This window comes from Uliginosibacterium paludis (assembly GCF_039631355.1).
Classification (GTDB): domain Bacteria; phylum Pseudomonadota; class Gammaproteobacteria; order Burkholderiales; family Rhodocyclaceae; genus Uliginosibacterium; species Uliginosibacterium paludis.
This window is the reverse complement of record NZ_JBDIVF010000002.1, coordinates 172,669-197,875: the sequence shown is the minus strand read 5'-3', so window position 1 is coordinate 197,875 and position 25,207 is coordinate 172,669. Positions and strand designations below refer to the sequence as shown.

General features: G+C 65.8%; 23 protein-coding genes. 14 read left to right on the top strand and 9 right to left on the bottom strand.

The window, feature by feature from the left end; all coding sequences use genetic code 11:
- Positions 1 to 27 precede the first annotated feature (27 nt).
- The 10 genes from ABDB87_RS05930 to ABDB87_RS05885 all read left to right on the top strand — a co-directional run bounded on the left by ABDB87_RS05930 (position 28) and on the right by ABDB87_RS05885 (position 11,434).
- Positions 28 to 1,221, top strand: coding sequence for an efflux RND transporter periplasmic adaptor subunit (locus ABDB87_RS05930; RefSeq protein WP_345925040.1), 1,194 nt, complete (start codon positions 28 to 30; stop codon positions 1,219 to 1,221).
- Positions 1,222 to 1,260: 39 nt separating this feature from the next.
- A complete protein-coding gene (locus tag ABDB87_RS05925) occupies positions 1,261 to 4,449 on the top strand; it encodes an efflux RND transporter permease subunit (RefSeq protein WP_345925038.1) in 3,189 nt (1,062 codons plus the stop codon).
- Between the two features lie 15 nt (positions 4,450 to 4,464).
- Entirely contained in the window at positions 4,465 to 5,958 is a 1,494-nt protein-coding gene (locus ABDB87_RS05920) for an efflux transporter outer membrane subunit (protein ID WP_345925037.1), read from the top strand.
- 102 nt (positions 5,959 to 6,060) lie between these two features.
- Positions 6,061 to 6,360 carry an outer membrane protein assembly factor BamE domain-containing protein gene (gene bamE, locus ABDB87_RS05915; protein ID WP_345925035.1) on the top strand — a complete coding sequence of 100 codons (300 nt, stop codon included), beginning with the start codon at positions 6,061 to 6,063 and terminating at the stop codon, positions 6,358 to 6,360.
- A gap of 183 nt (positions 6,361 to 6,543) precedes the next feature.
- Positions 6,544 to 6,837, top strand: coding sequence for a hypothetical protein (locus tag ABDB87_RS05910; protein WP_345925033.1), 294 nt, complete (start codon positions 6,544 to 6,546; stop codon positions 6,835 to 6,837).
- A gap of 320 nt (positions 6,838 to 7,157) precedes the next feature.
- Complete coding sequence (locus ABDB87_RS05905) at positions 7,158 to 7,451, top strand: hypothetical protein (protein WP_345925031.1); 294 nt, start codon at positions 7,158 to 7,160, stop codon at positions 7,449 to 7,451.
- A 106-nt stretch (positions 7,452 to 7,557) separates the two neighbouring features.
- Positions 7,558 to 8,217 (top strand): response regulator, encoded by a 660-nt coding sequence (locus tag ABDB87_RS05900; protein WP_345925029.1) that lies wholly within the window; start codon positions 7,558 to 7,560, stop codon positions 8,215 to 8,217.
- Between the two features lie 10 nt (positions 8,218 to 8,227).
- A complete protein-coding gene (locus tag ABDB87_RS05895; RefSeq protein WP_345925028.1) occupies positions 8,228 to 9,583 on the top strand; it encodes an ATP-binding protein in 1,356 nt (451 codons plus the stop codon).
- 200 nt (positions 9,584 to 9,783) lie between these two features.
- Positions 9,784 to 10,959 carry a phosphoglycerate dehydrogenase gene (locus ABDB87_RS05890; RefSeq protein WP_345925027.1) on the top strand — a complete coding sequence of 392 codons (1,176 nt, stop codon included), beginning with the start codon at positions 9,784 to 9,786 and terminating at the stop codon, positions 10,957 to 10,959.
- 106 nt (positions 10,960 to 11,065) lie between these two features.
- A complete protein-coding gene (locus tag ABDB87_RS05885) occupies positions 11,066 to 11,434 on the top strand; it encodes a VOC family protein (protein ID WP_345925025.1) in 369 nt (122 codons plus the stop codon).
- Between the two features lie 171 nt (positions 11,435 to 11,605).
- Here ABDB87_RS05885 and ABDB87_RS05880 read toward each other — a convergent pair whose 3' ends face one another.
- From ABDB87_RS05880 to ABDB87_RS05870, 3 genes are all read right to left on the bottom strand, one after another.
- A complete protein-coding gene (locus ABDB87_RS05880; protein ID WP_345925023.1) occupies positions 11,606 to 13,318 on the bottom strand; it encodes a diphosphate--fructose-6-phosphate 1-phosphotransferase in 1,713 nt (570 codons plus the stop codon).
- A 172-nt stretch (positions 13,319 to 13,490) separates the two neighbouring features.
- Positions 13,491 to 13,838, bottom strand: a complete 348-nt coding sequence (locus ABDB87_RS05875) for a hypothetical protein (RefSeq protein ID WP_345925021.1) — start codon at positions 13,836 to 13,838, stop codon at positions 13,491 to 13,493.
- Between the two features lie 175 nt (positions 13,839 to 14,013).
- The gene (locus ABDB87_RS05870; protein ID WP_345925019.1) at positions 14,014 to 15,969 is read right to left on the bottom strand and encodes a DUF4914 family protein; all 1,956 of its coding nucleotides are present in this window, start codon (positions 15,967 to 15,969) and stop codon (positions 14,014 to 14,016) included.
- Between the two features lie 181 nt (positions 15,970 to 16,150).
- Between ABDB87_RS05870 and mtgA the strand changes: the two genes are divergently transcribed.
- Positions 16,151 to 16,843 carry a monofunctional biosynthetic peptidoglycan transglycosylase gene (mtgA, locus tag ABDB87_RS05865; protein ID WP_345925017.1) on the top strand — a complete coding sequence of 231 codons (693 nt, stop codon included), beginning with the start codon at positions 16,151 to 16,153 and terminating at the stop codon, positions 16,841 to 16,843.
- Between the two features lie 95 nt (positions 16,844 to 16,938).
- Positions 16,939 to 18,270 (top strand): magnesium/cobalt transporter CorA, encoded by a 1,332-nt coding sequence (corA, locus tag ABDB87_RS05860; RefSeq protein WP_345925015.1) that lies wholly within the window; start codon positions 16,939 to 16,941, stop codon positions 18,268 to 18,270.
- A gap of 12 nt (positions 18,271 to 18,282) precedes the next feature.
- Here corA and ABDB87_RS05855 read toward each other — a convergent pair whose 3' ends face one another.
- On the bottom strand, positions 18,283 to 20,274 hold the full coding sequence (locus ABDB87_RS05855) for a diguanylate cyclase (protein ID WP_345925013.1): 1,992 nt from the start codon (positions 20,272 to 20,274) through the stop codon (positions 18,283 to 18,285).
- A gap of 199 nt (positions 20,275 to 20,473) precedes the next feature.
- Between ABDB87_RS05855 and ABDB87_RS05850 the strand changes: the two genes are divergently transcribed.
- Positions 20,474 to 21,844: a peptidase U32 family protein gene (locus ABDB87_RS05850; RefSeq protein WP_345925012.1), complete on the top strand. Its 1,371-nt coding sequence runs from the start codon at positions 20,474 to 20,476 to the stop codon at positions 21,842 to 21,844.
- Between the two features lie 39 nt (positions 21,845 to 21,883).
- Positions 21,884 to 22,870 carry an LLM class flavin-dependent oxidoreductase gene (locus ABDB87_RS05845; protein ID WP_345925010.1) on the top strand — a complete coding sequence of 329 codons (987 nt, stop codon included), beginning with the start codon at positions 21,884 to 21,886 and terminating at the stop codon, positions 22,868 to 22,870.
- Here the strand turns inward: ABDB87_RS05845 and ABDB87_RS05840 are convergent, their stop codons facing one another.
- From ABDB87_RS05840 to ABDB87_RS05820, 5 genes are all read right to left on the bottom strand, one after another.
- Positions 22,871 to 23,341, bottom strand: coding sequence for an SRPBCC domain-containing protein (locus ABDB87_RS05840; RefSeq protein WP_345925008.1), 471 nt, complete (start codon positions 23,339 to 23,341; stop codon positions 22,871 to 22,873).
- A 6-nt stretch (positions 23,342 to 23,347) separates the two neighbouring features.
- The gene (locus ABDB87_RS05835) at positions 23,348 to 23,782 is read right to left on the bottom strand and encodes a VOC family protein (protein ID WP_345925006.1); all 435 of its coding nucleotides are present in this window, start codon (positions 23,780 to 23,782) and stop codon (positions 23,348 to 23,350) included.
- Positions 23,783 to 23,810: 28 nt separating this feature from the next.
- Complete coding sequence (locus ABDB87_RS05830; RefSeq protein WP_345925004.1) at positions 23,811 to 24,170, bottom strand: GFA family protein; 360 nt, start codon at positions 24,168 to 24,170, stop codon at positions 23,811 to 23,813.
- A gap of 18 nt (positions 24,171 to 24,188) precedes the next feature.
- On the bottom strand, positions 24,189 to 24,635 hold the full coding sequence (locus tag ABDB87_RS05825) for an SRPBCC family protein (protein WP_345925002.1): 447 nt from the start codon (positions 24,633 to 24,635) through the stop codon (positions 24,189 to 24,191).
- A 70-nt stretch (positions 24,636 to 24,705) separates the two neighbouring features.
- Entirely contained in the window at positions 24,706 to 25,194 is a 489-nt protein-coding gene (locus ABDB87_RS05820; protein ID WP_345925000.1) for an SRPBCC family protein, read from the bottom strand.
- Positions 25,195 to 25,207 lie beyond the last annotated feature (13 nt).

Genomic DNA, 25,207 nt, shown 5'->3' with positions numbered 1-25,207 from the left:
TCATCAGCAAGTTCCAGGAGTCGTCTCATGTCTTCCGAATCCCGCTCCCAACTGGCGCTTGCCGTGACCATGACCCTCATGATCGCGGCTGCTGCCGGTCTCGGTGCTTTCAGCATCACCGCCGCCGAAGCCGATGAACCCGCTGCCGCCCCGCCCGCCACGGCGGTGGAGGTGGCACGCGTGCCCAGCCGCAAGGTCGTTGACTGGCAGCGCTACTCCGGCCGGCTCGAAGCCGTCGAGCGGGTCGAGATCCGGCCGCAGGTCTCCGGCCAGATCACCCGAGTGCATTTCCAGGATGGCAGCCTGGTGAAGAAGGGCGACCCACTCTTCACGATTGATCCGCGTCCGTTCCAGGCCGCACTCGACCAGGCACGCGCGAGTCTCGCCGCGGCGGAGGCCCGTGCGGCTTTCACTGCGTCCGAACTGGCGCGCAGCGAGCGCCTGCTGGCCGACAACGCGATCGCGCGCCGCGATCACGAGAGCCGGCAGAACGCGGCCCGCGAAGCCGACGCCAATCTGCTCGCCGCCCGTGCAGCGGTCGAGGCGGCGAAGCTCAATCTTGCCTACACCAGCATCACCGCGCCGGTTTCGGGCCGCGTCTCCCGCGCCGAAGTGACGGCCGGCAATGTGGTGGCTGCCGGTGCGGCTTCGCCGGCGCTGACCTCGGTGGTGTCGGTGGCCAAACTGTATGCCGCCTTCGATGTGGATGAGCAGACCTATCTGCGCAGCATCGCGGCCAGCCGCCAGGGCAAGGCCGCGCCGGTCTTCCTCGGGTTGGCCAGCGAAGACGGCTACCCGCGCCAGGGTCAGGTGAGCTCGGTGGATAACCGCATCGATGCCTCCTCCGGCACGATCCGCGTGCGGGCGGTTTTCGATAATCCCGATGGCATGATGCTGCCGGGGCTTTATGCGCGCATCCGGCTCGGCGGTACTGCCGAGCATGAAGCCGTACTCGTCGATGAGCGCGCCGTGTCGACCGATCAGGACAAGCGCTTCGTGCTGGTGCTCGACGACAGCAACCACGCGCAATACCGCGAGGTGCGCCTGGGGGCGGTGCAGGACGGCCTGCGTGTGGTCGACAGCGGGCTCAAGGCTGGCGAGCGCATCGTGGTCAATGGCCTGCAGCGGGTGCGCCCCGGCGCCTTGATCGCGCCCACCGAGGTGCCGATGCAGGCGCCCGGAAGTGTCGCACCGAAGCTCGCCAGCGCTGCCCATGGCTGAGCCACGCGGCGAAAACAAGAAAATTCCAGGGAGCCCCCCATGAATATCTCGAAGTTCTTCATCGACCGCCCGATCTTCGCGGGCGTGCTGTCGGTGCTCATCTTGCTCGCCGGTGTGCTGGCGATGTTCAAGCTGCCGATTTCCGAATACCCGGAAGTGGTGCCGCCCTCGGTGGTGGTGCGCGCGCAGTATCCCGGCGCCAATCCGAAGGTGATCGCCGAAACCGTGGCTTCGCCGCTGGAGGAATCCATCAATGGCGTCGAGAACATGCTCTACATGCAGTCGCAGGCCAACAGCGACGGCAACCTCGCGGTGACCGTCTACTTCAATCTGGGCATGGACCCGGACAAGGCCCAGCAGCTGGTGCAGAACCGTGTCTCGCAAGCCTTGCCGCGTCTGCCCGCCGACGTGCAGCGCCTCGGCGTGACGACCACCAAGAGCTCGCCCACGCTGACCATGGTGGTGCACCTGCTCTCGCCGGACGACCGCTATGACATGACCTATCTGCGCAACTATGCGCTCATCAACATCAAGGATCGCCTGGCGCGGATTCCGGGGGTCGGAGAGGTGGCGCTGTGGGGCGGCGGGAATTATTCCATGCGCATCTGGCTGGATCCGGGCCGGGTGGCGCAGCGCGGTCTCACCGCGAGCGAGGTGATTGCCGCGATCCGCGAGCAGAACGTGCAGGTGGCCGCCGGCGTGATCGGCGCCTCGCCGAGCGCGCCCGACGTGCCCTTGCAGCTCTCGGTCAACACCCAGGGCCGCCTGCAGACCGAGGAGCAGTTTGCCGACATCATCCTGAAGACCTCGTCCGATGGCGGCGTCACCCGCCTGGGCGACGTCGCCCGCGTCGAGCTCGCCGCTTCCGAATACGGCCTGCGCTCGCTGCTCGACAACAAGCCCGCGGTGGCGCTTGCCATCTTGCAGTCGCCCGGGGCCAATGCGTTGGACGTCTCCGCCCGCGTGCGCGAGACGATGGACGAGCTGGCGAAGGAATTCCCTGCCTCGGTCGAGCATCGCATCGTGTACGACCCGACGCAGTTCGTGCGCGCCTCGATCGAGGCGGTGATCCACACCCTGCTCGAAGCCATTGCGCTGGTGGTGCTGGTGGTGATCGTGTTCCTGCAGACCTGGCGTGCCTCGGTGATTCCCCTGCTGGCGGTGCCGATCTCCATCATCGGAACCTTTTCGCTCTTGTTGGGCTTCGGCTATTCGATCAACGCGTTGAGCCTGTTCGGCATGGTGCTCGCGATCGGCATCGTGGTGGATGACGCGATCGTGGTGGTGGAGAACGTCGAGCGCAACATCGAGGCCGGCCTCTCGCCGCGCGATGCGACTTACCGCGCGATGCAGGAAGTCAGCGGGCCGATCATCGCGATCGCGCTGACCCTTGTGGCGGTGTTCGTGCCGCTGGCCTTCATGACCGGCCTGACCGGGCAGTTCTACAAGCAGTTCGCGATGACCATCGCGATCTCCACGGTGATCTCGGCTTTCAACTCGCTGACGCTCTCGCCGGCGCTGGCCGCCATCCTGCTCAAGAGCCATGGCGCCGAGCCCGACTGGCTGACCCGCGTGATGAACCGCGGTTTCGGCGGATTCTTCCGCGTCTTCAACCGCTTCTTCGGACGTGCCTCGGAGCGCTACTCGACAGGGGTTGCTGGTGTCATACGCCGCAAGGGCGCCAGCATGGGCGTGTATGCGCTGCTGCTTGCTGCCACGGTCGGCATCGCGTGGATCGTGCCGGGCGGCTTCGTGCCCGGGCAGGACAAGCAATATCTGGTGAGCTTTGCGCAGCTGCCCAATGGCGCGTCGCTGGATCGCAGCGAGGCGGTGATCCGTCGCATGACCGACATCGCGCTGGCGCAGCCTGGCGTCGAGAGCGCGGTCGCTTTCCCTGGTCTGTCGATCAACGGCTTCACCAACAGCTCCAGCGCCGGCATCGTCTTCGTGACGCTCAAGCCGCATGAGGAGCGCCGCGGGCCGGCGCTCTCGGCCGGTGCGATCGCAGGTGCCCTGAACCAGAAGCTCTCGGTCATCCAGGAAGCTTTCGTGGCGGTCTTCCCGCCGCCGCCGGTGCTGGGCCTGGGCACGCTGGGCGGCTTCAAGATGCAGCTCGAAGACCACGACGCACTCGGCTATGCCGAACTCGATCGCGCAACACAGGCCTTCCTCGCCGCCGCGGCGAAGGCGCCCGAACTCGGGCCGTCCTTCTCGAGCTACCAGATCAATGTGCCGCAACTCGATGTGGATCTGGATCGCGTCAAGGCGCGTCAGCTGGGCGTGCCGGTGACCGATGTGTTTGACACCATGCAGATCTATCTCGGCTCGCTGTATGTGAATGACTTCAACCGCTTCGGTCGCGTGTATCAGGTGCGGGCCCAGGCCGATGCGCAGTTCCGCGCGCATCCGGAAGACATCCTCCAGCTCAAGACCCGCAACCGTGATGGCGAGATGGTGCCGCTCTCCTCCCTGGTGCAGGTGAAGCCCGGCTTCGGCCCCGAGATGGTGGTGCGCTACAACGGCTATACCGCGGCCGATATCAACGGTGGCCCGGCGCCCGGCTATTCCTCGGACCAGGCGCAGAAGGCGGCCGAGCGCATCGCCGCGCAGACGCTGCCCAAGGGCATCCGTTTCGAATGGACGGACCTGACCTACCAGAAGATCATCGCCGGCAACGCGGGCATCTGGGTCTTCCCGATCAGCGTGCTGCTGGTCTTCCTGGTGCTCGCCGCGCAATACGAGAGCCTGACCCTGCCGCTGGCCGTGATCATGATCGTGCCGATGAGCATCCTGGCCGCGCTGACCGGTGTCTGGCTCACGCATGGCGACAACAACATCTTCACCCAGATCGGGCTGATGGTGCTGGTGGGGCTGTCGGCGAAGAACGCGATCCTGATCGTCGAGTTCGCCCGCGAGCTGGAGCTGCAGGGGGCCAGCCCGCTGCAGGCCGCGATCGATGCGAGCCGGCTGCGCTTGCGGCCGATCCTGATGACCTCCATCGCATTCATCATGGGCGTGGTGCCGTTGCTGACCTCTTTCGGTCCGGGGGCCGAGATGCGGCATGCGATGGGCGTAGCGGTGTTCTTCGGCATGATCGGCGTCACCTTCTTCGGCCTCTTCCTGACGCCGGTCTTCTACGTCTTGCTGCGTACCCTCAACCGTCGCCATGCGCTGCATTCGGCGAGTCACCATGAAGCACCGCTCGCGCCGAAGCATGCCGAACACTGAGCAGGGAGAACGAACATGAAAATGACATATACCGGTCGTGCGATCGGGCTGCTGGCCGCGCTGCTGATCCTCGCGGGCTGCTCGCTGGCACCGCATTACGAAGTTCCGGACATGAGGCTGCCGGTTGCATGGAAGGAAGCGCCGGCCACCGGCGCGGACGGCGCCTGGAAAGCCGCCGAGCCCGCGGAAGCGGCCGCGCGTGGCGAGTGGTGGAAGCTCTTCGGTGACAGCCGTCTGGACGCGCTCGAAACCGAGGCGATGAGCGCCAACCAGAACCTGCGCGCCGCGGCCGCCCGCCTGCAGCAGTCGCGCAGCCTGCTCGGTACAGCGAAGGCCGACCGCCTGCCGCAGATCGGCGCCGGCTTCGGCCCCACGCGCCAGCGTCCCTCGCCGGCGTCGCAAGGCTTGCCGCCGGATGCCGACACCGGTTTCAGCAGGCTCTGGCGCGCACAGGGCACGGTGTCGTACGAGGCTGATCTGTTCGGCCGCGTCGCAGCCAGCGTGGATGCCGCAAGGGCCGATGCCGCGCAGAACGAGGCGCTCTTCCGCTCGCTGCAGCTCGCCCTGCAGGCCGATGTGGCGAATGCCTGGTTCCAGCTGCGCGAGCTCGATGCCGAGCAGGCGCTCTTCGACCGCACGCAGGAGCTGCGTGGCCGGAACCTGAAGCTCGCGCAGCAGCGCTTCGATGCGGGAGACGTGGGCGAACTCGATCTCGCCCGGGCGCAGACCGAGTACGCGTCGGCGCAATCTCAGGCGCAAGGCGTGGCGCTGCAGCGCGCGACTACCGAGCATGCGCTGGCGTTGTTGCTGGGCAAGACCCCGGCCGAACTCGATCTCGCGGCGCTACCGCTCGAACGCATGAGTCTGCGGCTGCCGGCCGGCCTGCCCTCCAGCTTGCTCGAACGGCGGCCCGACATCGCGGCGGCCGAGCGTGCCATGGCCGCCGCCAATGCGCGTATCGGGGTGGCGCGTTCGGCCTTCTTCCCGAGCCTGGTCATCACTGGCAGCGCCGGCTATGAATCCGCCGGGCTGGGGGATCTCTTCAACTGGTCGAGCCGAAGCTTCCTGCTCGGACCGCTCGCCGGCACCATGCTGAACCTGCCTATCTTCGATGGTGGCCGGCGCGGCGCCGCGCTGGATCGTGCGTGGGCCGCGCATGAGGAGCAGGTCGCGAACTACCGCCAGAGCGTGCTGAACGCCTTCCGTGAGGTGGAGGACGGCCTGGCCGGTCTGCGCCTGATCGATGCGCGCATCCAGGCCCAGGACGAAGCGGTGAAGGCCTCGCGGCGGGCGCTGGAACTCGCCCGCACACAGTACCGCGAGGGCTACACCAGTTCGCTCGAAGCACTGGATGCGGATCGCAGCCTGCTCGAACAGCAACGGCTCGCGGTGCAGCTCGACGGCGAGCGGGCGCGTACCACGGTGGGCCTGATCCGGGCGCTGGGCGGCGGATGGCAGGGGCTGGAGGCAGCCCCAAGGGGCGAAGCGGAGGCGGGGCCCGGCGCTTAAGTTTCGGCTAAGTCCGGGGTTCCAGAATGCTTTCCATGGACAGACGCGATGCGTCTTCCCGGAATCCCTCCCCCTACCCCGGACAGAAAAAAGGACGCCATCATGAAACTCCATCTCTCCCTCATCGCCGCCACCCTCGGTCTTGCTGCCGCTGCCGCCAGTGCCGCCCCCGGCGCGGCCACCGAACGCCAGATCAACGCGATCAAGGCCGGCCAGTCCCAGGCCGAAGTGCTGCAGACCCTCGGCAAGCCTTCCTACACGCCGAACTGGGCCGACGGCAGCCATTCGCTGGTCTATTACGTGTCGGACGCCCATGACCACAGCACCCGTGCCTATATCGATGTGGGTCGTGACAACAAGGTGCTCGACGTGCAGTTCGGTGACGACGGCGAAGACAACTGAGCGCCTCTTCCCCATGTGCCCAACCCGGCTCCGGCCGGGTTTTTCATGTCCGCAGGAAATGCTCATGGCATTCATTGCGCGCTGTGCCCGGCTTAAGTCAGGCCTAAGGAAACACCTCCAGAATGCGCTTCATGGACAGACCCAAGAGCTGTCCTTCTCCCCCGTACAGAAAAGGATTCCATCATGACCCGCAATGCTTCCTTCCTTGCCGCCGCTCTCGGCGCCGCCGTTCTTTCCGTTTCCGCCAGTGCGGCCGACATCGGGCAGATCAATGCCATCGAGCGTGGCGCCAGCCAGACTGAAGTCGTTCAGAGCCTGGGCCAGCCCCGCGACACGCCCAGCTGGCTCAACGGCACGCATTCCTTGGTCTATGAAGTGCCTGGCGCGCTGGACCCGAGCCGTGTGGCCTATATCAACTTCGGCCGCGACAACAAGGTCATCAACGTCCAGTTCGGTGACGACGGTCGCAGCAACTGAGCGCGCGCTCGTCGCGCATGGCAGGCCCGGCTTCATGCCGGGCTTGTGCTTTCTGAAGGCCGTGCGGAGGCCTCTGCCTTGCCCGCATGCCCGTCATGCCGGCCTGCTTCGTTCCGGATCGCCCCGGGTGCGGCGTTCCGTGCCGGTGCCCTGCTGCCGGCGGGGCATTCCATGAAATGCCAAAGGCATTTTCAGGGCGCGCCGGCGAAAAACGGCTTGTCTTAAGTTCTGTCTAAGGAAGCGCCGGTAGAGTACTTCACATGGACAGACGCAATGACTGCCCTGACTTTCCCCCCAAGACAAAAAAACAGGAGTTCATCATGACCCGCAATGCTTCCATCATCGCCGCCGCTTTCGGCTTCGCAGTCCTCTCCGTTTCGGCACAGGCTGCCAAGATCGAACAGATCAACGCCATCCATCGTGGCGACAACCAGGCTGACGTCGTTCAGAGCCTGGGCCAGCCGCGCAACACTCCGGCCTGGTTCGATGGCACCCACTCGCTGGTCTATGCCGTGCCGACCGCCATTGAGCCGACCCGCGTGGCCTACATCAACCTGGGCCGTGACAACAAGGTCATCAACGTTCAGTTCAGCAACGACGGTTCGACCGAGTAAGCCGTCTTCCGGCTGCCAGAGAGCAGCTGATTGCCTTTGGCAAGCGGACGAAGCCCGCCATAATGCGTGCTTCGTCCGCGTCGTTTCCGGAACAGGGATTCCACCCATGCGCCTGCTGCTCGTTGAAGATGACATGATGATCGGCGAGGCCGTGCTGGACCTGCTGCGTGCCGAGACCTATGCGGTCGACTGGGTGCGTGACGGCAAGATGGCGGAGTCCGCGCTGGCGACCGGTGAATATGACCTGGTGCTGCTGGACCTCGGCCTGCCGGGCAAGGATGGTCTCGAAGTCCTGCGCGGCATCCGCGCCGGCAAGCTGCGCGTACCCGTGCTGGTGGCCACTGCGCGCGACGCCGTGCCCCAACGCATCGAGGGGCTGGACGCCGGGGCCGACGACTACATCGTCAAACCCTATGATCTCGACGAGCTGCTCGCGCGCATCCGCGCGCTTCTGCGGCGCAGTGCCGGCCGTGCCGAGCCTGTTTACGAATATCAGAACGTGAGCATCAACCCGGCAAGCCGGGAGGTGCTGGTCGACGGTCAGCCGGTGCTGCTTTCCGCCCGCGAATGGGCGGTGCTCGAGCCCCTGCTGGCGCGGCCGGGCCTGATCCTGTCGCGCGCCCAGCTCGAGGAGAAACTCTTCAGCTGGAAGGACGAGGTCAGCAGCAATGCGGTCGAAGTCTATGTGCACGGCCTGCGCAAGAAGCTTGGCGCCGGCGTGATCCAGAATGTGCGGGGCGTCGGCTACCTCGTGCCGAAGGTGTAGGGAGCAGAGCATGTCCGGCCGTACCTCCATCCGCAAGCGCATCCTCGTGATCGTGGGCCTGGGCGTGGCCCTCACCGGCCTGCTGCAGGTCATGATTGCCTATCGCGTCGCCTTGTCGGAGGTCGATGCGATTGCCGATTTCCACATGGTGGAAATGGCGCGTGCGGTGCGGCGCGCCATGCCGGAAACGAGCACGAGCATCGTGCCCGCGCCCGGTTCGGCGGCCTTGCCGGCCAGCGAGGAAAACTGCTTCACGCTGCGTGTGCAGCGCGTGGATTTTCCTGCCGTCCTCACCGACATGGACAAGCGCGGGCATCGCCACTTCGCCATGCGGCGCGAAGGGACACAGCTGTTGCGCGTGCTCTATGTGGAGGCGCCCGGCATCCATATCGAGGTGTCGCATGACATGGCCATTCGCGCCAGAACGGCGCGCGACCTTGCCTTCCGTACCACCTTGCCGATTCTTGGCGTGGTGCCGCTCCTGCTGCTGATCATCTGGTTCGGCACGACCCAGGCGCTGCGCCCGCTGCGTCACACCCGCAACGAAATCGCCCGCCGCAAGGCAGATGACCTCAAACCGCTGTCGACGCAGCGCGTGCCGACCGAAGCGCTGCCCTTCGTCGAGGAAATCAACACGCTGTTTACGCGGATCAATCGCGAGTTCGAGGCGCGCCAGAATTTCGTGGCCGATGTGGCGCACGAGCTGCGTTCGCCACTGGCGGCACTGAGCCTGCAGGTCAAGTGCCTGCAGCGTGCCCAGTCGCCGGAGGCTCGGCAGCAGGCCAGCGAACGGGTCATGGCCGGCATCACCCGCGCGACGCGGCTGGTCGAGCAGTTGCTGGTGCTGGCACGCGAGGGGGCGGCGCAGCCGGTTACCTCCGTCATCACCCTGCCGCAGGTCGCTCGCCTGGCCATGTCCGACATGCTGACCCATGCCCAGGCGCGCCAGATCGATCTCGGTGCCGACTTCCAGGAGCAGCTGCCGGAAGTGGTATTTACCGTGCGCGGTGACGTCGAAGCCCTGCGCGTGCTGCTGCGCAACCTGCTCGACAACGCGGTGAAATACACGCCGCAGGGCGGGGTGGTGAATCTCTCGCTGCTGCGGGAGCCGGACGCCATCGTGCTGCGCATCGAAGACAGCGGCCCCGGCATTCCGGAGACCGAGCGTGATCGCCTGTTCGAACGCTTCCAGCGAGGCAGCAGCGGCCTCGATACCGGCGGCAGCGGTCTCGGGCTGGCGATCGTGCGCACGATCGCGGCCAACCACGGCATCACGCTGTCGATGGACCAGTCGGCTACGCTGGGCGGGCTGGCGGTGAGCCTGCGCTTTCCGCCGCTCGAGGGCCCGAAAGCCTCTGCGGCCTGAGGCGGTCCGGGAGCACTGGTTGCGGGCGTGCCGGCAGACTGTCCGCACGGGCGCCGAATTGACCCGCTTCAATAATCTTGTCCGGATAAGCCCGTACAATGCCCGCTCCCCATCACCCAGTGGCGGGGCCGGGAGGGCTCGCGGCAACAGGCCGCCAGTCACATTGATCCAGCCATCAGAACCGTTTGAGGATGCCCACGATGTTCAAGATCCAGACGCTCAACAAGATCGCCGCCTGCGGCCTCGATCGCCTGCCGCGCGACAGCTACGAATCCGCCACCGAGATCGTCAACCCGGACGGCATTCTGCTGCGCTCGGCCGACATGCACAGCATGGACATCCCGGCCTCCGTGAAGGCCATCGCCCGTGCCGGCGCCGGCGTGAACAACATCCCGCTCGACAAGTGTGCCGAGCGCGGCATCGTCGTCTTCAACACGCCGGGCGCGAACGCCAACGGCGTGAAGGAAATCGTGATCGCTGCCATGCTGATGTCCTCGCGCAACCTGTTCGAAGGCATCACCTGGACGAACACGCTCAAGGGCAAGGGCGCAGACGTGCCGCCGCTGGTCGAGAAGGGCAAGGCCCAGTTCGTCGGCCCCGAAATCCAGGGCAAGACCCTCGGCGTGATCGGTCTCGGCGCGATCGGCGTGAAGGTGGCCAATGCCGCTTCCGCACTGGGCATGAACGTGCTGGGCTTTGACCCCTTCGTCAGCGTGGATGCCGCCTGGAGCCTTTCGCGTGATGTGAAGAAGGCCGCCAGCCTGGATGTGCTGATCGCCGAGTCGGACTACATCACCATCCACGTGCCTGCCACCAAGGACACGAAGAACATGTTCAACGAAGAGCGCATCGCCCGCATGAAGAAGGGCGCGCGCCTCATCAACTTCAGCCGCAACGGCCTCGTCGACAATGCTGCGATCAAGGCGGCCATCGCCTCCGGCCACATTGCCGGCTATGTGATCGACCTGCCGGAAGACGAGCTGCTGGGCGTCGACAAGGTGCTGTGCGTGCCGCACCTGGGGGCGTCCACGCCCGAGTCGGAAGACAACTGCGCGGTGATGGCGGCTGACCAGATCCGCGAATACCTGGAGCGTGGCAACATCCGCAATTCGGTGAATTTCCCGGCCTGTGAACTCGCCCCCACCGGCAAGACCCGCATTACCGTGGCCAACCGGAATGTGCCGAACGTGATCAGCAGCCTCACCGCCGCCATCGGCGCTGCCGGCCTGAACATCGACGACATGATCAACAAGAACCGTGGTGACTATGCCTACAACATCATCGACGTATCGGGTGATGTGGCCGATGACTTGGTCGCCCGCCTCAAGGCGGTCGAAGGCGTGATCATGGTGCGCGTGATTCCGGCCTGCAACTGAGCGCCGCTGATCCGGCACCCTCGAAGGCCTGTCTGCGGACAGGCCTTTTTCGTGATCCGGCGTTCAGGCTTTCCTGTTTGTTTCATTCCTTGTAACGGAGTTTTCGATGATCGGCTATGTAACCCTCGGTACCAACGACCTTGCCCGCGCCCAGACTTTCTATGACGCGCTCTTCGCCACCCTTGGCGCGACGAGGCAGTGGGAATCCGAGCGCTCCACCGGTTGGGGCACCAGCCCGCAGGCGCCAGCCCTGGCCGTGATCAAGCCCTTCGACGGCCAACCCGCTACCGTGGGCAACGGCGTGATGGTTGCGCTGGTGATGCCCAGCCGCGAAGCGGTAGACGCCTTCTACGCCAAGGCCATCGAACTCGGCGCCACCGACGAAGGCAAGCCCGGCCCGCGTGGTACCGGAGGCTACTATGGCTCCTACTTCCGTGATCCGGATGGCAACAAGATCGCGGCTTACCATGATTGAGTGCTGAGTGCCGGGGACTGAGGAGGGCGGTTGCAGGATCATTTTTGCCGACTCCCGACTCCCGACTCCCGACTCCCGACTCCCGACTCCCGACTCCCGACTCCCGACTCCCATGAAAAAGGCCCGCTCTCTCGAACGGGCCTTCCCTTTTCCAGCGGTGCCGGACGAGGCTTACTCGCCGATCCTGAACAGCAGCGCGTCGGCGCCGTCATTCAATGCGACCGTCATCGGCATCTGCTTGGCGGCCGGGCCCCACAGCTGGCGCGGGCCGGGCGAGGCGAAGAGGTCGTCGGCGGCCCAGGCTTCGCGGCGCGATACGAAATACTGCATGGCCGGTGCGTGGGTACGCACCAAGGCCTTCTCGATCACGTATTCATCCTTGCCGTGGCGGCGCTCGATGTTGAGCAGGCCGGACAGCGGGATGGCCAGCGGCTCGCCGCCGGAAGTGAGGCCCGAGACACTGGCCATGTAGCCGGTGCGGCCGTCCAGGATCAGCGCGCCCACTGTGAGGCCGAGGTTCCAGGTGTAGGCGGCGTCGAAGAGCGTCGGGGCGCCGCAGCGGCCTTCGTAGCCGAAGAAATGGTGCTGGGTGGCGAAAGGCACTTCCGGTGCGGTTTTCTTCAGATGGGCCGCGACCATGTCGGAGAGCAGTTGCTCGGTCGGGATCAGCGAGACCTGCAGGTTGCCGTGCGAGTCGCGGTCGGCCAGCAGCATCTTCACGATGTAGCCGGGGAGCGACGCGAACAGTGCGGCGCTGCCGGCCGAGAGCTTGCCGGCGATGAAGGCCGGGCGGGCGGCTTCTTCCTGTGCGGCGAAGGCGTCGGCGTGGTGGGCCAGCAGGTCGTTGAGTTCGGCGATCAGGGCGTTCATCTCGGGGATGAATTCGATCAGGCCTTCCGGCACCAGCACGACGCCGTGCTTGAGTTCCTTGCTGCGATAGCGCGCCACGACGGCGTCAGCGATCTGGCCGACGATGGCGCCGAGCGACAGCTTCTTCTCGGCGACTTCTTCCGAGATCAGGGTGATGGCGGGCTTGGCCTGCAGGGCGACTTCCAGTGTCACGTGCGAAGCGGAACGGCCCATCAGCTTGATGAAGTGCCAGTATTTCAGCGAGGAGCGGGTGTCCTGCAGGATGTTGCCGGCGAGTTCGGCGTAGATGCGCGTGGCGGTGTCGAAGCCGAAGGAGATTGGCAAGAGGCCCGGCACCTGCAGGTCGCCGTCGATGGTCTTGGGCGCACCGATGACCTGCACGCCGGAGCCGTCGGCCTTGATGCCGGAGAACAGGAACTCGGCCAGGATCGCGGCATTGGTGTTGGAGTCGTCACCACCGATGATCACGATGGCGTCGAGATTGTGCGCGATGCAGGTCTGCCTCACCTGCTCGAACTGCTCCGGCGTCTTGATCTTGGTGCGGTCGGTGCCGAGGAAGTCGAAACCGCCGGTGTTGAGGATGCTGTCGGCATCCGCGTCACTGATTTCGAAGAGCTTGCCCTGCAGCAGGCCCTTGGGGCCGCCCTTGACGCCCAGCAGCGTGTTGTCGGCGCCGAGCATCTTCTTCAGGCCGCACAGCACGTTGTGGCCGCCGGCAGCCGGGCCGCCGGAGAACAGCGCGGCGACGCGCTTTCCGGAAACGCGGGTGGGCGCCTTGCCGGCCGAGCGCAGCACGGCATTGCCGGAGGCTTTCACGGTCTGGGCGAAACGCTCGGCGACGGTGGCGCTGTCTTTCGTTGACAGCACCTGGCCGCTGGCGGCGAAGGTGATGGCTTGCGGAGCGGCGGCGGAGCCGAAGGCGGTGCAGGTGGGCAGCGGGAGTTTGCGGACTTCGTTCTCGAAGACGGAGCGGTGGGCTTCCATCTGCTGCAGCTGGGCGGCAAGAGTGCTCATGGGGGCTTCCTCGGATCTGGACAGGCAACAGCCGGCGAGGGCCGGCTGTCTTGATGGCGCGATTGTACCGCCAGAGTGCGCTTTGCCTGCCGGTGCTTGAACATGCGGGCGCTTCCAGGCGGCAGATGGTTGCGCAAGCCGTGACGCAGTTCGCGGAAGGCGAGGGGGCCTTTCAGCGCATGCGCTGGCAGTCGTCCGGCGTATTGATGCCGGCGCAGCGGGCCTTGCGCTGGGCGGCTTGCCAGTGTGTGCCGCTGATTGCATTGAAAAGTTTCAGGCCGGATTTCACCGCACAGGGGCCGGCCGCATCCTCGCAGCGGGCGCTGCCGACTGCCGCGAGCGGCGAGCTGGCCGCAGGGCGGTCTGGCGTCAGGTCCACGGCGGGCGTATCGCTGCGGGCAAATTCCCTGGCAAGTTCGCGGTCGAGGCTGAGTTTCGGGGCCGCCTGCTGGGCATGGGCGACTAAGACGCCGAGCAGTGCGAGGGTGCTCAGGCTGTATCTGACGCTGCGGTTAATCATGTGGGCGCCTCTCCGTGCGGATGCTGTGCGTGGATGCCTTCAGCATAAGCAGGTGTGGCCCGGGCGGCAATGTCTGGTTATCGGGGAAGGGCCGACCAGGGAACACGGTGGCTGGACGCAAAAAAGCCGCCTGACGTTTCCGTCCGGCGGCTCTGCGTTTCAGGCAAGGCGGCGCTTATTCCTTGAAGATCTGGTGCGGAATCAGCTTCCAGTAGTCTTCCTGGCTGGCGTCGTCCAGGCAGGCCTGGATGATCTTGCGGCCCAGCGGGTCGAGCTCAGGGGTCAGGAAGGGCCTGAGTTCGCGGTGGAAGAAGTCGCGCCACATCTTCGCGCCATGCTCGAAGACCTCGGTGCCGCCTTCGAGCTGGTTCTGCACATGCAGCAGCACCGGCGGGATCATCGAGCCTTCAACCTTCATCTGGCGCGGCACATAGCCCAGCAGCGAGCAGGGCGACTCGACCAGATGCTCGCGCTGGAAGCGGGCCGAGCCACGACGGGCGAGGTATTCGCGCACGATCCATTCCGACATGAAGCCGACCTTCCAGGCACCGATGTACTGGTTCGGGATCAGTACATGGCGGGTATCGGTATTCGCGACGATCTGGCGCAGCAGCAGGTTGGCCTGGTCGACACGTTTGCCGGTACAGAAGGCCCAGTAGGAGCCCACGCCTTCGCACTGCATGCCGCCGCCCTGATCCTGGATCGAGGGGTTGGCGTGGCCGCGCGGCGCGGCGAGGCGCCACAGCCAGGCCAGCGCGGGGGAGAGCACATGCAGCATGCCGAGGATGCCGTAGAGCTGGCTGTCCTTGTGCGTGGGCGGGCAGCGCACGCCGAAGCTGCGGATGTTCACCGCCACCGGGCCTTCCTGCACGTCATGCACCATGTCGCGCGGGATGATCAGGCGCGGGTTCGGGCAGGGCTTGCCGGGGGCGTCTTCGATGTGTTCCCAGAGCAGGGCCTGGCCGCCGGGCACGATGTAGTGGTTCAGGAAGATCAGCGGGCGCTCGGGATGCATCACCAGGCGCTCCAGGTGCGGATCGGTGCCGTAGCCCTTGATGTGGTCGACGCGCACGAACCAGCCGGCTTCCGCATCCTTGATGTTGAGCTTGCTCTGGCCGGCGTTGTAGTGCGGGTGGGCGCAGGCCATGTCGTCGGCCATCGGGTTCAGATGGCAGGCTTCCGGCAGGTTCAGCGTGCGTTCCTCGCCGGAAACGACGTTCTTGCCCAGCAGCAGGCGGCCGTCTTCCATGCGATGCACATGCTCGGTCATCTCGCTCTTGCCGCCACCCGAGGCGCCTTCGTGCATGATGATGGTCTGGTTGTCATAAGGCGTGACCACGCCGACGGCTGCGCAGTGGTTGGTGGTCCAGCCTTCGCGTTCGCCGATGTCCAGCAGCAGCGAATACACCCCCTTCTTGGCCGAGGGGCCGGGGTAGAGGTTGTAGGCGAAGATTTCCTGATGCGTCTCGGAACGCGCATGCACCACGACCTGTTTGCCTTCGAAGTGGGTGTGGCGGAAGGGCGGGGCGATGAAGATGGCGCCGCCTGAGAGCTTGAAGTTCGACGGCACCTGGCTGTTCGGGATCATGCCCTGCAGATCGGCCAGCGCGCCGGCAAAGAAGGCGGCGCTCTTCGGCACGATGGCCAGCGCGCCGTAGCCCAGCTCGTCCGGACCGGCGTAGAAGGGCACCACGATCAGCTCCTGCGTCTTGAGCCAGTCGAGTGTCTTCTGACGCATCTTGTCGAAGCTTTCGCCGAAGCGTTCCTGATAGGTCGGCTTGTCGGTGGGCAGGCTGTCGCCGATGACCATGGCATCCGGATCGCGGCGGCGCATCTTCGGGTCGACGAAGTTGATCGCGATGCCGTTGCGGGCCTTGGTGACGATGGCTTCGGGCACATAACCGACGCCGGGCACCTCGAAGCCGACTTCGATCTCGCCCTTGTCCTCGCGATTGCTGTGACGCCAGTCGGTGGTGCCGGGTTCGCGGTTGAGCGCCCAGTTGAGCAGGTCCTCACGATGCTCCGCGACGTGGATCGCGGGTGCTGCACTCAGGACTTCGATGACATGTGCCGGCAGGCCCAGTTTGGGCCAGTCGTTCTTGAAATCAATGGGTCTGATCGCTTGAGTCATGGTCGGCGTGGGCTCCTCGCCCTCTGGTTGCTGGAGATGAATCTCCCGGGTAAACCCGAAAGGATACAGCGACTTCCCGGGGCCGAATTGATCTGAGCCGGGTTCACCGCAAGTCGTCACGGCTTGCCCGGATCAGCCGGCTCTGGAATGCTGGCGGCCAATTACGCCCACCCCTCCGGAAATGAAAACCCTGCTGCACTGGATGAGACGCCTTCTGCTCGGACTCTGTCTGATTGTTCTGGGCTGGCATCTCTGGATCTTCGGTTGGCTGTTCTACTGGAAGAGCCACGATCCCGGCCAGACCAGCTTCATGAAGATCCGTCTGGCGGAGCTGCGCGAGAAGGATCCGGCGGCGGTCCTGCAGCGGCAGTGGGTGCCCTACCGCAGCATCTCGGTGCATCTCAAGCGTGCGGTCGTGGCTGCCGAGGACGACCGCTTCGTGGATCATGACGGCTTCGACTGGGACGGCATCCAGAAGGCGATGGAGAAGAATCAGAAGAAGGGGCATGCGGTGGCGGGGGGCTCCACCATCAGCCAGCAGCTCGCCAAAAACCTCTTCCTGAGCCCCACGCGCAGCTATCTGCGCAAGGGGCAGGAGGCCGTGATCACGCTGATGATCGAAGCCCTGTGGGACAAGCAGCGCATCCTCGAGGTCTATCTGAATTCGGTGGAGTGGGGGAACGGAATTTTCGGTGCCGAGGCCGCAGCGCGGCGTTACCATGGCGTGTCGGCCGCGAAGCTCGGGCCCGCCCAGGCCGCCAGGCTCGCGGTCATGCTGCCGAACCCGCGCAAATACGAGAAAAACTACTCGCCCCGGCTGGCTGCCCATGCCGCCAGGATCCAGCAACGGATGGGGAATTCCTACGTGCCCTGAGCGCTCGTCTGACGTTTGCCTGACGCGGCTGCCATGCAACGCCTTAATTGCAGCAATCCTGCGTAAAATCACGGCTTTTCCACCGGGGTGCCCTCATGACCGAACCCGAAGACATCCAGCACGAGAGCGACGAGCGCTTCACCCAGCATCTGCATGAAGTGCAGATGCTGCTCGGCCGTCACCGTCTGGTGGAGGATCTGGTCAAGCGTCAGGAAATGGCCCGCCATGACCTGGTCGAGGGCCTGGTCCACAAGCAGAATCTCGTCGAGCTGCAGAAGAAGCTCGATTCGCTGGAAGTCAGCGAGATCGCCCGCATCCTGGCCGAGCTGCCGCACAACGAAAGCCTCGTTGTGTGGGAGCTGGTGCGCGTGGGGCGCGGCGATGAAATCCTCGACGAGCTGCCCGAAACCATCAGCGAAGGCCTCACCCGCGAGCCCGAGCAGCCGGCCAGCAAGCCGCTGATGCTCAATGCCTTCGAGCTGCAGAACGGTCGACTGCGCCAGACCACGATTGAAACGCGGGGTCAGCTCGCGGCCGCCAAGCCGATCTGGATCGACCTGGTTGCCCCCGGCAAGGCGGAGCTGGACTGGGTGAAGGAAGTTTTCGGCCTCTCGCTGCCCGACCCCGAAGGCCTGACCGACCTTGAGGAGTCGGCGCGCTTCTACATCGAGGATGAAAACGAGCAGGTTCACCTGCACTCGGATTTCCTGCTCGACAAGGAAGACGAGTCACGCAACGTGCCGGTGGCCTTTGTGCTGCATCAGGGCATCCTGTTCTCGATCCGCAATGTGGAGCTGCCGGTCTTCCGCCTGCAGCGGCTGCGCGCGCGCATCCAGCCGGGCTATGTGAGTGACGGCAAGGATGTGCTGCTCGACCTCTATGCCGCCGACGTCGAATACTCCGCCGATGCGCTCGAAGACGTGTATGCCTCGCTCGAAGCCGTCGGCAAGCAGGTGCTCAGCAATGACATGACCGACACCGAGGCGGCCCGGATCCTCGCGGCGATCGGTGCCGAGGAAGACCTCAACGGGCGGATCCGGCGCAATGTGCTGGATACCCGCCGCGCGGTGTCCTTCCTGATCCGGGGCAAGTTCCTGTCCAAGGACCAGGTCGAGGATGCACGCCAGATCCTGCGCGACATCGAATCGCTGGACGGGCACACCGCCTTCCTCTTCGACAAGATCAACTTCCTGATGGATGCCACCGTCGGCTTCATCAACATCAACCAGAACAAGATCGTGAAGATCTTCTCGGTGGCCAGCGTGGCACTGCTGCCGCCGACGCTGATTGCCAGCGTCTATGGCATGAACTTCCAGGTCATGCCCGAGCTGCAGTGGCGGATGGGCTATCCCTTCGCGCTGGGGCTGATGCTGACCTCGGTGATCGTGCCCTTCTGGTTCTTCCGCCGCAAAGGCTGGCTGCAGTAGGCAAAGCCGGGTTCAGCCGGCATCCAGCACGCGCTGGCGTCCGGCCTCCTTGGCCGCATAGAGCGCGCGGTCGGCCGCGCGCAGCAGGCTTTCGGCATTGTTGCCATGTCGCGGCGCTTCTGCGACGCCGGCCGAGAAGCTGATTCCGGGCAGGTGCACCGAGTCGAGGTGGAAGACGGTGGCGCAGACCTCGTGCAGGATCCGCTCCATGCGCTCATGCGCCTCGGCCAGCGTGGCGCCGGGCATCAGCACCACGAATTCCTCGCCACCGAAGCGGCAGGCCAGGTCCGAGCTGCGCAGATTCGAGCGCAGGATGGCGGCAGACTTTGACAGCACGGCGTCACCGGCTTCATGGCCGAAGTTGTCATTGACCCGCTTGAAATGGTCCAGATCCAGCATCACCAGGCTCAGCGTGCGCTGTTCGCGCAGGCTGCGGGCGATTTCGCGCGGCAGTGCTTCGTCGAGATAGCGGCGGTTGAGCAGGCCGGTCAGGGGGTCACGCGTGGCCTGGTCGTGCAGGGCTTCGCGCAAGCGAACGTTCGAGAGCGCGAGCTTGAGCGATTCCGCCACCATGCCGGCCAGATGCGTGAAGCGCGCCCAGTCAACCTCGTCCACGTCCTGCCCGGCCCGCAGGGTCAGGAGCCCCAGCGGCTCGCCCAGCACCTGCAGCGGCAGGCAGATGTAGCCGTGGCCGGCATCCGGCTCGAAATGCTTGCAGCCGGGGCCGTCATTGGCGGTGCAGACGGTGTGGCGCAGCCCGCGCCGCAAGGCCCAGCAGGCGCTGTTCGCGAACTGGGCGCTGACCCGGCCGCCGTCGCCCCAGCGGGCCACCGTGCGCATCGTGCCCGGCGCGGCGTCGGGCACGGAGAGTGCGCCACCGGTGCCGATCTCGAGCCGGCTCATTGCGTTTTCGACCACTTCAAAGGCCTCGCCGGCATTCAGGCAGCTCTGCAGGCCTTCATTGAGCTCGTTGAGCCGGGTCAGATCGGCCGCATGACGGGCGAGGGATGAGAGCGAGAGCGAGAGCTGGCGGTTCGTTTCCTCGAGGTGGATGCGGGCGGCGCGCTCTTCGGTGACGTCCCGCACCATGCCGACCAGACGGTCTCCCTTGCCGTGGCTGCCGCTGATGCGCTCGCCCAGCGGCTGCAGCCAGCGCTGGCTGCCGTCGGAGAGGTTGATGCGGTGCTCCACCATGAAGGGGCGCGAGCTGTGCAGCGTGGCCGAGATGGCATCGAAGACGGCCTGGCGATCGCTTTCGGGGATGCAATGGATCACATCATCGAAATGCCGGATCGGCGCATCGGGATGCTGGCCGAACAGGCGCTGGCATTCGGCCGAGCTTTCGAGCCGGAAACTGTCCAGATCCAGTTCCCAGGAGCCGGTCCGTGCGGCGCGCTGGGCGCGCGCGTGGCACTCTTCGCTGCGCAACTGCTCCGCCCGGATGGCCTGCAGGGCGGCATCGCGCTGGGCAAGCGTCTGTCTGAGTTCGCCGACGTCGTCGAGCAGGGCCGCGATGGAGGCGTCACGCCGTTCGAGCCCGGCAAGCCGGGCCGCTTCCGGGCTGGCGCCCTGCTCCAGGGCAGCGATCTCGGTGGCCAGTGGCAGATCGGCGCAGAGCAGGTGACGCATGATTTCGCGGCTCAGTACGGCGCCGCGCTGACGCAGCACATCTGCATGCGAGGCTTCGGGCGATTCATGGCGGAGCTGGCCCATCCGTGCGCGCAGCTGCCGGTGAAGGGTGACGTGACGTTCGGTGCTTGCCGGCGCGAGGCCGTAGCGGCTCATCAATGCCTCTTCATGGGCAAAGTGATCGTCGAGATTTTTCAGCAGCGTGTCGAAGAGCGCTTCCGCCATTGCGGCGTCGCCGGCCTGGCCGGCGAGCTGGTCGAGCCGGCCGAGCAGACCCGCGAGCTGGGCATGCTCGTGATCGATCGCAGCCAGCCCGGTTTCAAACCGGTCCGACCACTCGAACACGCTGGTCCCGCGCGCTTCTGCTGCCGCCATGTCGCCCCCTCCGATTTGTCAGCGATATCTGCGTCAGGCTCCGGTGCATTCTTGAGCAGGGCTACCGAACCTGCCCGAAAGTCTCGCTGCCGGCGGTCAGGCGCGTCGGAGAGAGAAATCAGGGCTGCGCGGCGATGTCACAGCGCGCGCTCCTATAATGCGGGCAGCCCCGCAGAACCAGAATACGGAAAGCCCCGGAATGCCCCCTGAATCCTCTCCCCTCCGTCGCAAGACGCCCGAACTGCTCGCGCCCGCCGGATCCCTCGCCATGTTGCAGACGGCGCTGGCCTATGGCGCCAACGCCGTCTACGCCGGCCAGCCCCGCTACAGCCTGCGCGTGCGCAACAACGATTTCGGCTCGCTCGAAACGCTCAAGACCGGTATCGATACGGTGCACGCGGCCGGCGGCCAGTTCTACCTCGTCTCCAACATCTATCCGCATGGCGCCAAGCTCAAGACCTATGTGCGCGACATGGAGCCGGTGATCGCGCTCAAGCCCGATGCGCTGATCATGTCCGACCCCGGCCTGATGATGATGGTGCGTGAGACCTGGCCCGATCAGCCGATCCATCTGTCGGTGCAGGCCAACACGGTGAATGCGGCCGCGGTGAAATTCTGGGCGCGCAATGGCGTTTCCCGCGTGATCCTGTCGCGTGAGCTCTCGCTGGATGAAGTCGCCGACATTCGCCAGGCCTGCCCGGAGGTGGAGCTGGAAGTCTTCGTGCATGGCGCGCTGTGCATCGCCTACTCGGGCCGCTGCCTGCTCTCCGGCTACTTCAATCACCGCGACCCGAACCAGGGTACCTGCACCAACTCCTGCCGCTGGGATTTCAAGGTGCACCCGGGCCGCGAGGATGCCAGCGGCGACGTCTTCCTGATCGAAGAGCGCGAGCGCCGCGGCGGCAGCTACAACCTGATCGAGGAAGACGAGCACGGCACCTACATCCTGAATTCCAAGGACCTGCGCGCCATCGAGCATGTGCAGCGTCTGATCGAGATCGGCGTTGACTCGCTGAAGATCGAAGGCCGCACCAAGAGCCCGTATTACGTGGCCCGCGTGGCGCAGGCCTACCGTGCCGCGATTGACGCAGCGGTAGCGGGCGAAGCGCTCGACCCGGCGCTGGTCGATTCGCTCGACGGCCTGGCCAACCGCGGCTACACCGGTGGCTTCTTCGACCGCCACCAGGAAGCCTCCGCGATGCAGAACTATGCCCGCGGCAGTTCCGAATCTTCCCGCAGCCTGTATGTGGGCGACGTGCTGCAGCATGACGCCGCACGCGGCATGGCCGAAGTGGTGGTCAAGAACCGCTTCGCGGTGGGCGACCGTTTCGAGCTGGTGCAGCCCTCCGGCAATCGCATCTTCACGCTTGAGCGCATGGAGCAGGCCGACGGCAGCGCCACGCCGATCGCGCCGGGCAGTGGCCATCGCGTCTGGATTCCCTTGCCCGCCGGCTCCGAGGGCGCCTTCCTGACCCGTTTCGTCGACGGTTTCGAAGCACGCCTGCCCGACCCCGCGCTGGAGGCCGAAGCGGCGGGCTGTGGCTCGGGTGGCTGCGGCAGTTGCGGCTGAGGGCTTGATATCGAGCCGCCTCAACCCGATCTGCCAGTCATGACAGCCTTCTCCGTTCTCGATCTTTCCCCGGTCACGCTCGGCAGCGATGCCGCGCAGTCCTTCCGCAACACGCTGGACCTTGCGCAGCACGCCGAGCGCTGGGGCTATCACCGTTACTGGCTTGCCGAGCATCACGGCATGCCCGGCATCGCCAGTGCCGCCACCGCTGTCGTGATCGGCCATGTCGCGGCCGGCACGTCCACGATCCGTGTCGGTGCTGGCGGCATCATGCTGCCCAACCATTCGCCTCTGGTGATTGCCGAGCAGTTCGGCACCCTGGCCTCGCTCTTTCCCGGCCGGATCGATCTGGGCCTGGGCCGCGCGCCCGGTTCCGATCAGGCGGTGGCTCGCGCGCTGCGGCGCAGCCCGGACAGCGGCGACGAATTCCCGCAGGACGTGACCGAGCTGCTCGCCTTCTTCGAGCCGGCCAGCGAGGATCAGGCGGTGCGCGCCGTGCCCGGCGAGGGGCTGGACGTGCCGGTGTGGATTCTCGGCTCCAGCCTCTTCGGCGCCCAGCTTGCCGCTGCGCTGGGCCTGCCTTTCGCTTTCGCCTCGCATTTCGCGCCGGCCTACCTGATGCAGGCGCTGGACATCTACCGCAGCCGCTTCAAGCCTTCGGCCCGGCTCGAAAAACCGCATGTCATGCTGGGTTTCAGCGTGTTCGCCGCCGACGATCAGCAGGACGCCGAGCTGCTCGCCACCTCGATGCAGCAGGCTTTCGTGCAGCTGCGCAGCGGCCGGCCCGGCAAACTGCCGCCGCCGGTGGCGGACTATGCCCTCAGCTTGCCGGCCCATCACCGCGCGATGCTGGAGTCCGCCCGCCTCTGCTCGGCGACCGGCACGAAAGAGGTGGTGCGCGCCGGGCTGGAAGCCTTCATTGCGCAGACCGGTGCCGACGAAGTCATGATCACCTGCGCGATGTACGACCACGCTGCACGCCTGCGCTCCTTCGAGATTGCCGCGGAGGCTGCTGCGGGGCTCTGATCAGTGCTGCCGCAGGTAGTGCGCAAAGCCTTCCAGCGCACCCAGCCAGCTCGACTCGAATCCGTGTGATCGCGCTGCAGCGAGGGCTTGGGGGCTGGGGAAGCGGGTGTGCAGGGTGAGGCGGGTGCGGCCGTCTTCTTCGGCCAGGCTCACGGTGACGCGGCTGTGCGGTGGCAGGCCGCTGCCGCAGGGGTGTGTGGCCGGGCCGGTGCCGCGGAAGACCAGGCGCTCGGGCGGCGTGACTTCCTCGAATACCCCTTCGCAGGGGTAGTCCTGACCGTCCGGGCTGCGCATGCCGAGGCGCAGCACGCCGCCCGGCCGCGGATCGACTTCGCAGGCGGTGTTGGTGAAGCCGGGGGGCAGCCACCAGCGGGCGAGATGGGCCGGATCGATCCAGCAGCGGAACACCTGCTCGCGCGGGGCGTCGAGCAGGCGGCTGATCACGAGTTCATGGCTGGCGGGCGCGTTCATCCGGGCTCAGGCTTTCGGCAGTTCGTAATTGACCATCCACTGCACGCCGAAGCGATCCGAGCACATGCCGAAGATCGCGCCCCAGAACATCGGCTGGTAAGGCATCTGCACCGTGCCGCCGGCCGACAGTGCATCGAAGAGCCGACGGCCTTCGGCTTCGGATTCCGGATGCAGCGAGAGCGACACATTGCTGCCCACGGTGACCGGCGGGCACATCGGCGGCAGCGCGTCGCTGGCCATCAGCATGTTGTCACCGATGGGCAGGCTCACATGCAGGATCTTCTCGGCGAGCTCGGGCGGAGCGCTGCCGCAGCCATCGGTTTTCGGGCCGTCCTTGTAGCGCTGGAGCATGAAGAATTCGCCGCCGAACACGGACTTGTAGAAGTTGAAGGCTTCCTCCGCATTGCCGGGGAAGTTGAGGTAGGTGTTGAGTTTCGTCATCACGCGCTCCTTGTGCGGGGGCAGGGCTTCAGGCTTCGAGCGGGAGGGCCCGCCCGTTGTAGTGTTCGACGGCGAGGCTGTCCGGTTCGATGCCGTCCACGCAGCGCAGATTGATGGCCATCATGTGCCGGCCATCCGGCAGCGTGCCTTCGCCGAAAGCGTGGATGCCGCAGACCTTGCAGAAGCGGTGCCGGATCACATGGCGATTGAAGGTGTAGGTGCTCATCGCGTCTTCCGGCGTGAGCAGCCGGAAGGCGGACGCCGGCACGAAGGCCATCAGCGCGCCCTTGCGTTGGCAGATCGAGCAGTTGCAGACCATGGCTTTCGCCACTTCCATTTCGGCCTCGAAGGCCACGGCGCCGCAGTGGCAGCTTCCCCGGTATTTCATCGGCATATCCTCCGGCGTTCAGTCGCGGATGTCGGGCTCGACCAGCTGGGCGAGCTGCAGCAGGGACTCCTGCCAGCCGAGGTAGCACATCTCGACCGGGATTGCCGCCGGAATGCCTTCCTGCACCACGCGCAGCCCGGTGCCGCAGCTCACTGCGGCGAGGGTCACGGTGACGGTCAGCGTGCCGGGCAGGTTCGGGTCGTCGAACTTGTCGGTGTAGCGGAGGCGCTCGTTCGGCACCAGCTCCAGGTAGTCGCCGCCGAAGGAATGGCTGTGACCAGTCGTGAAGTTGGTGAATGACATCCGGAAGCTGCCGCCGACGCGGGCATCCAGGTGGCTCACGCTGCAGAGGAAGCCATAGGGTGGAATCCAGCGCGCAAGCGCGAGTGGATCGAGGAAAGCGCGATAGACCTTTTCAGGTGGCGCGCGCAGCACGCGGTGAAGTTCGACAGTGCCTGTCGTCATGGGTGGGCTCTCCGTGGGGACTGCGATGAAAAGCGTACGCGCCGTGTGTGCCGGCTTTGCGCACGCCGGGTCAGGGCTGGCGGGCTCGTTGCGGCAGCCAGGCAGCGAGCCGTGCCAGAGTTTGCCGGCCGCCTTCGATGGCACCGTATTCGCGCACCACCAGATCGCGTTCGTCCGGGCTGTCGAATACCATCAGGATGGTGACGCGGGTGCGCTCGCCGGGCAGCACCTCGAAGGTCCAGGTGGCGGTGAAGTTCGCGCCCGGCCCGCCTTTTCTGGCGCCGCCGTGCTGATAGACCAGGCGCTCGGGCGGCACGACTTCGCGGAACACGCTGCTGTTCGGGTAATCGGTGCCGTCCGGGCCGTGCATGGTGTGCTTCCAGACGCCGCCCACTTTTACTTCCATCCTGTGGATCGAGGTCGAGAACCCGTCCGGCCCCCACCACTTCACCACCTGCGCCGGATCAGTCATGGCCTGCCAGACCCGTTCGCGTGGCGCATCCAGTTCGCGTGAAATCCGGATTTCATGGACGGCTTCGGGCAGGGTGGCGTCGTTCATCGCACAGATTTCC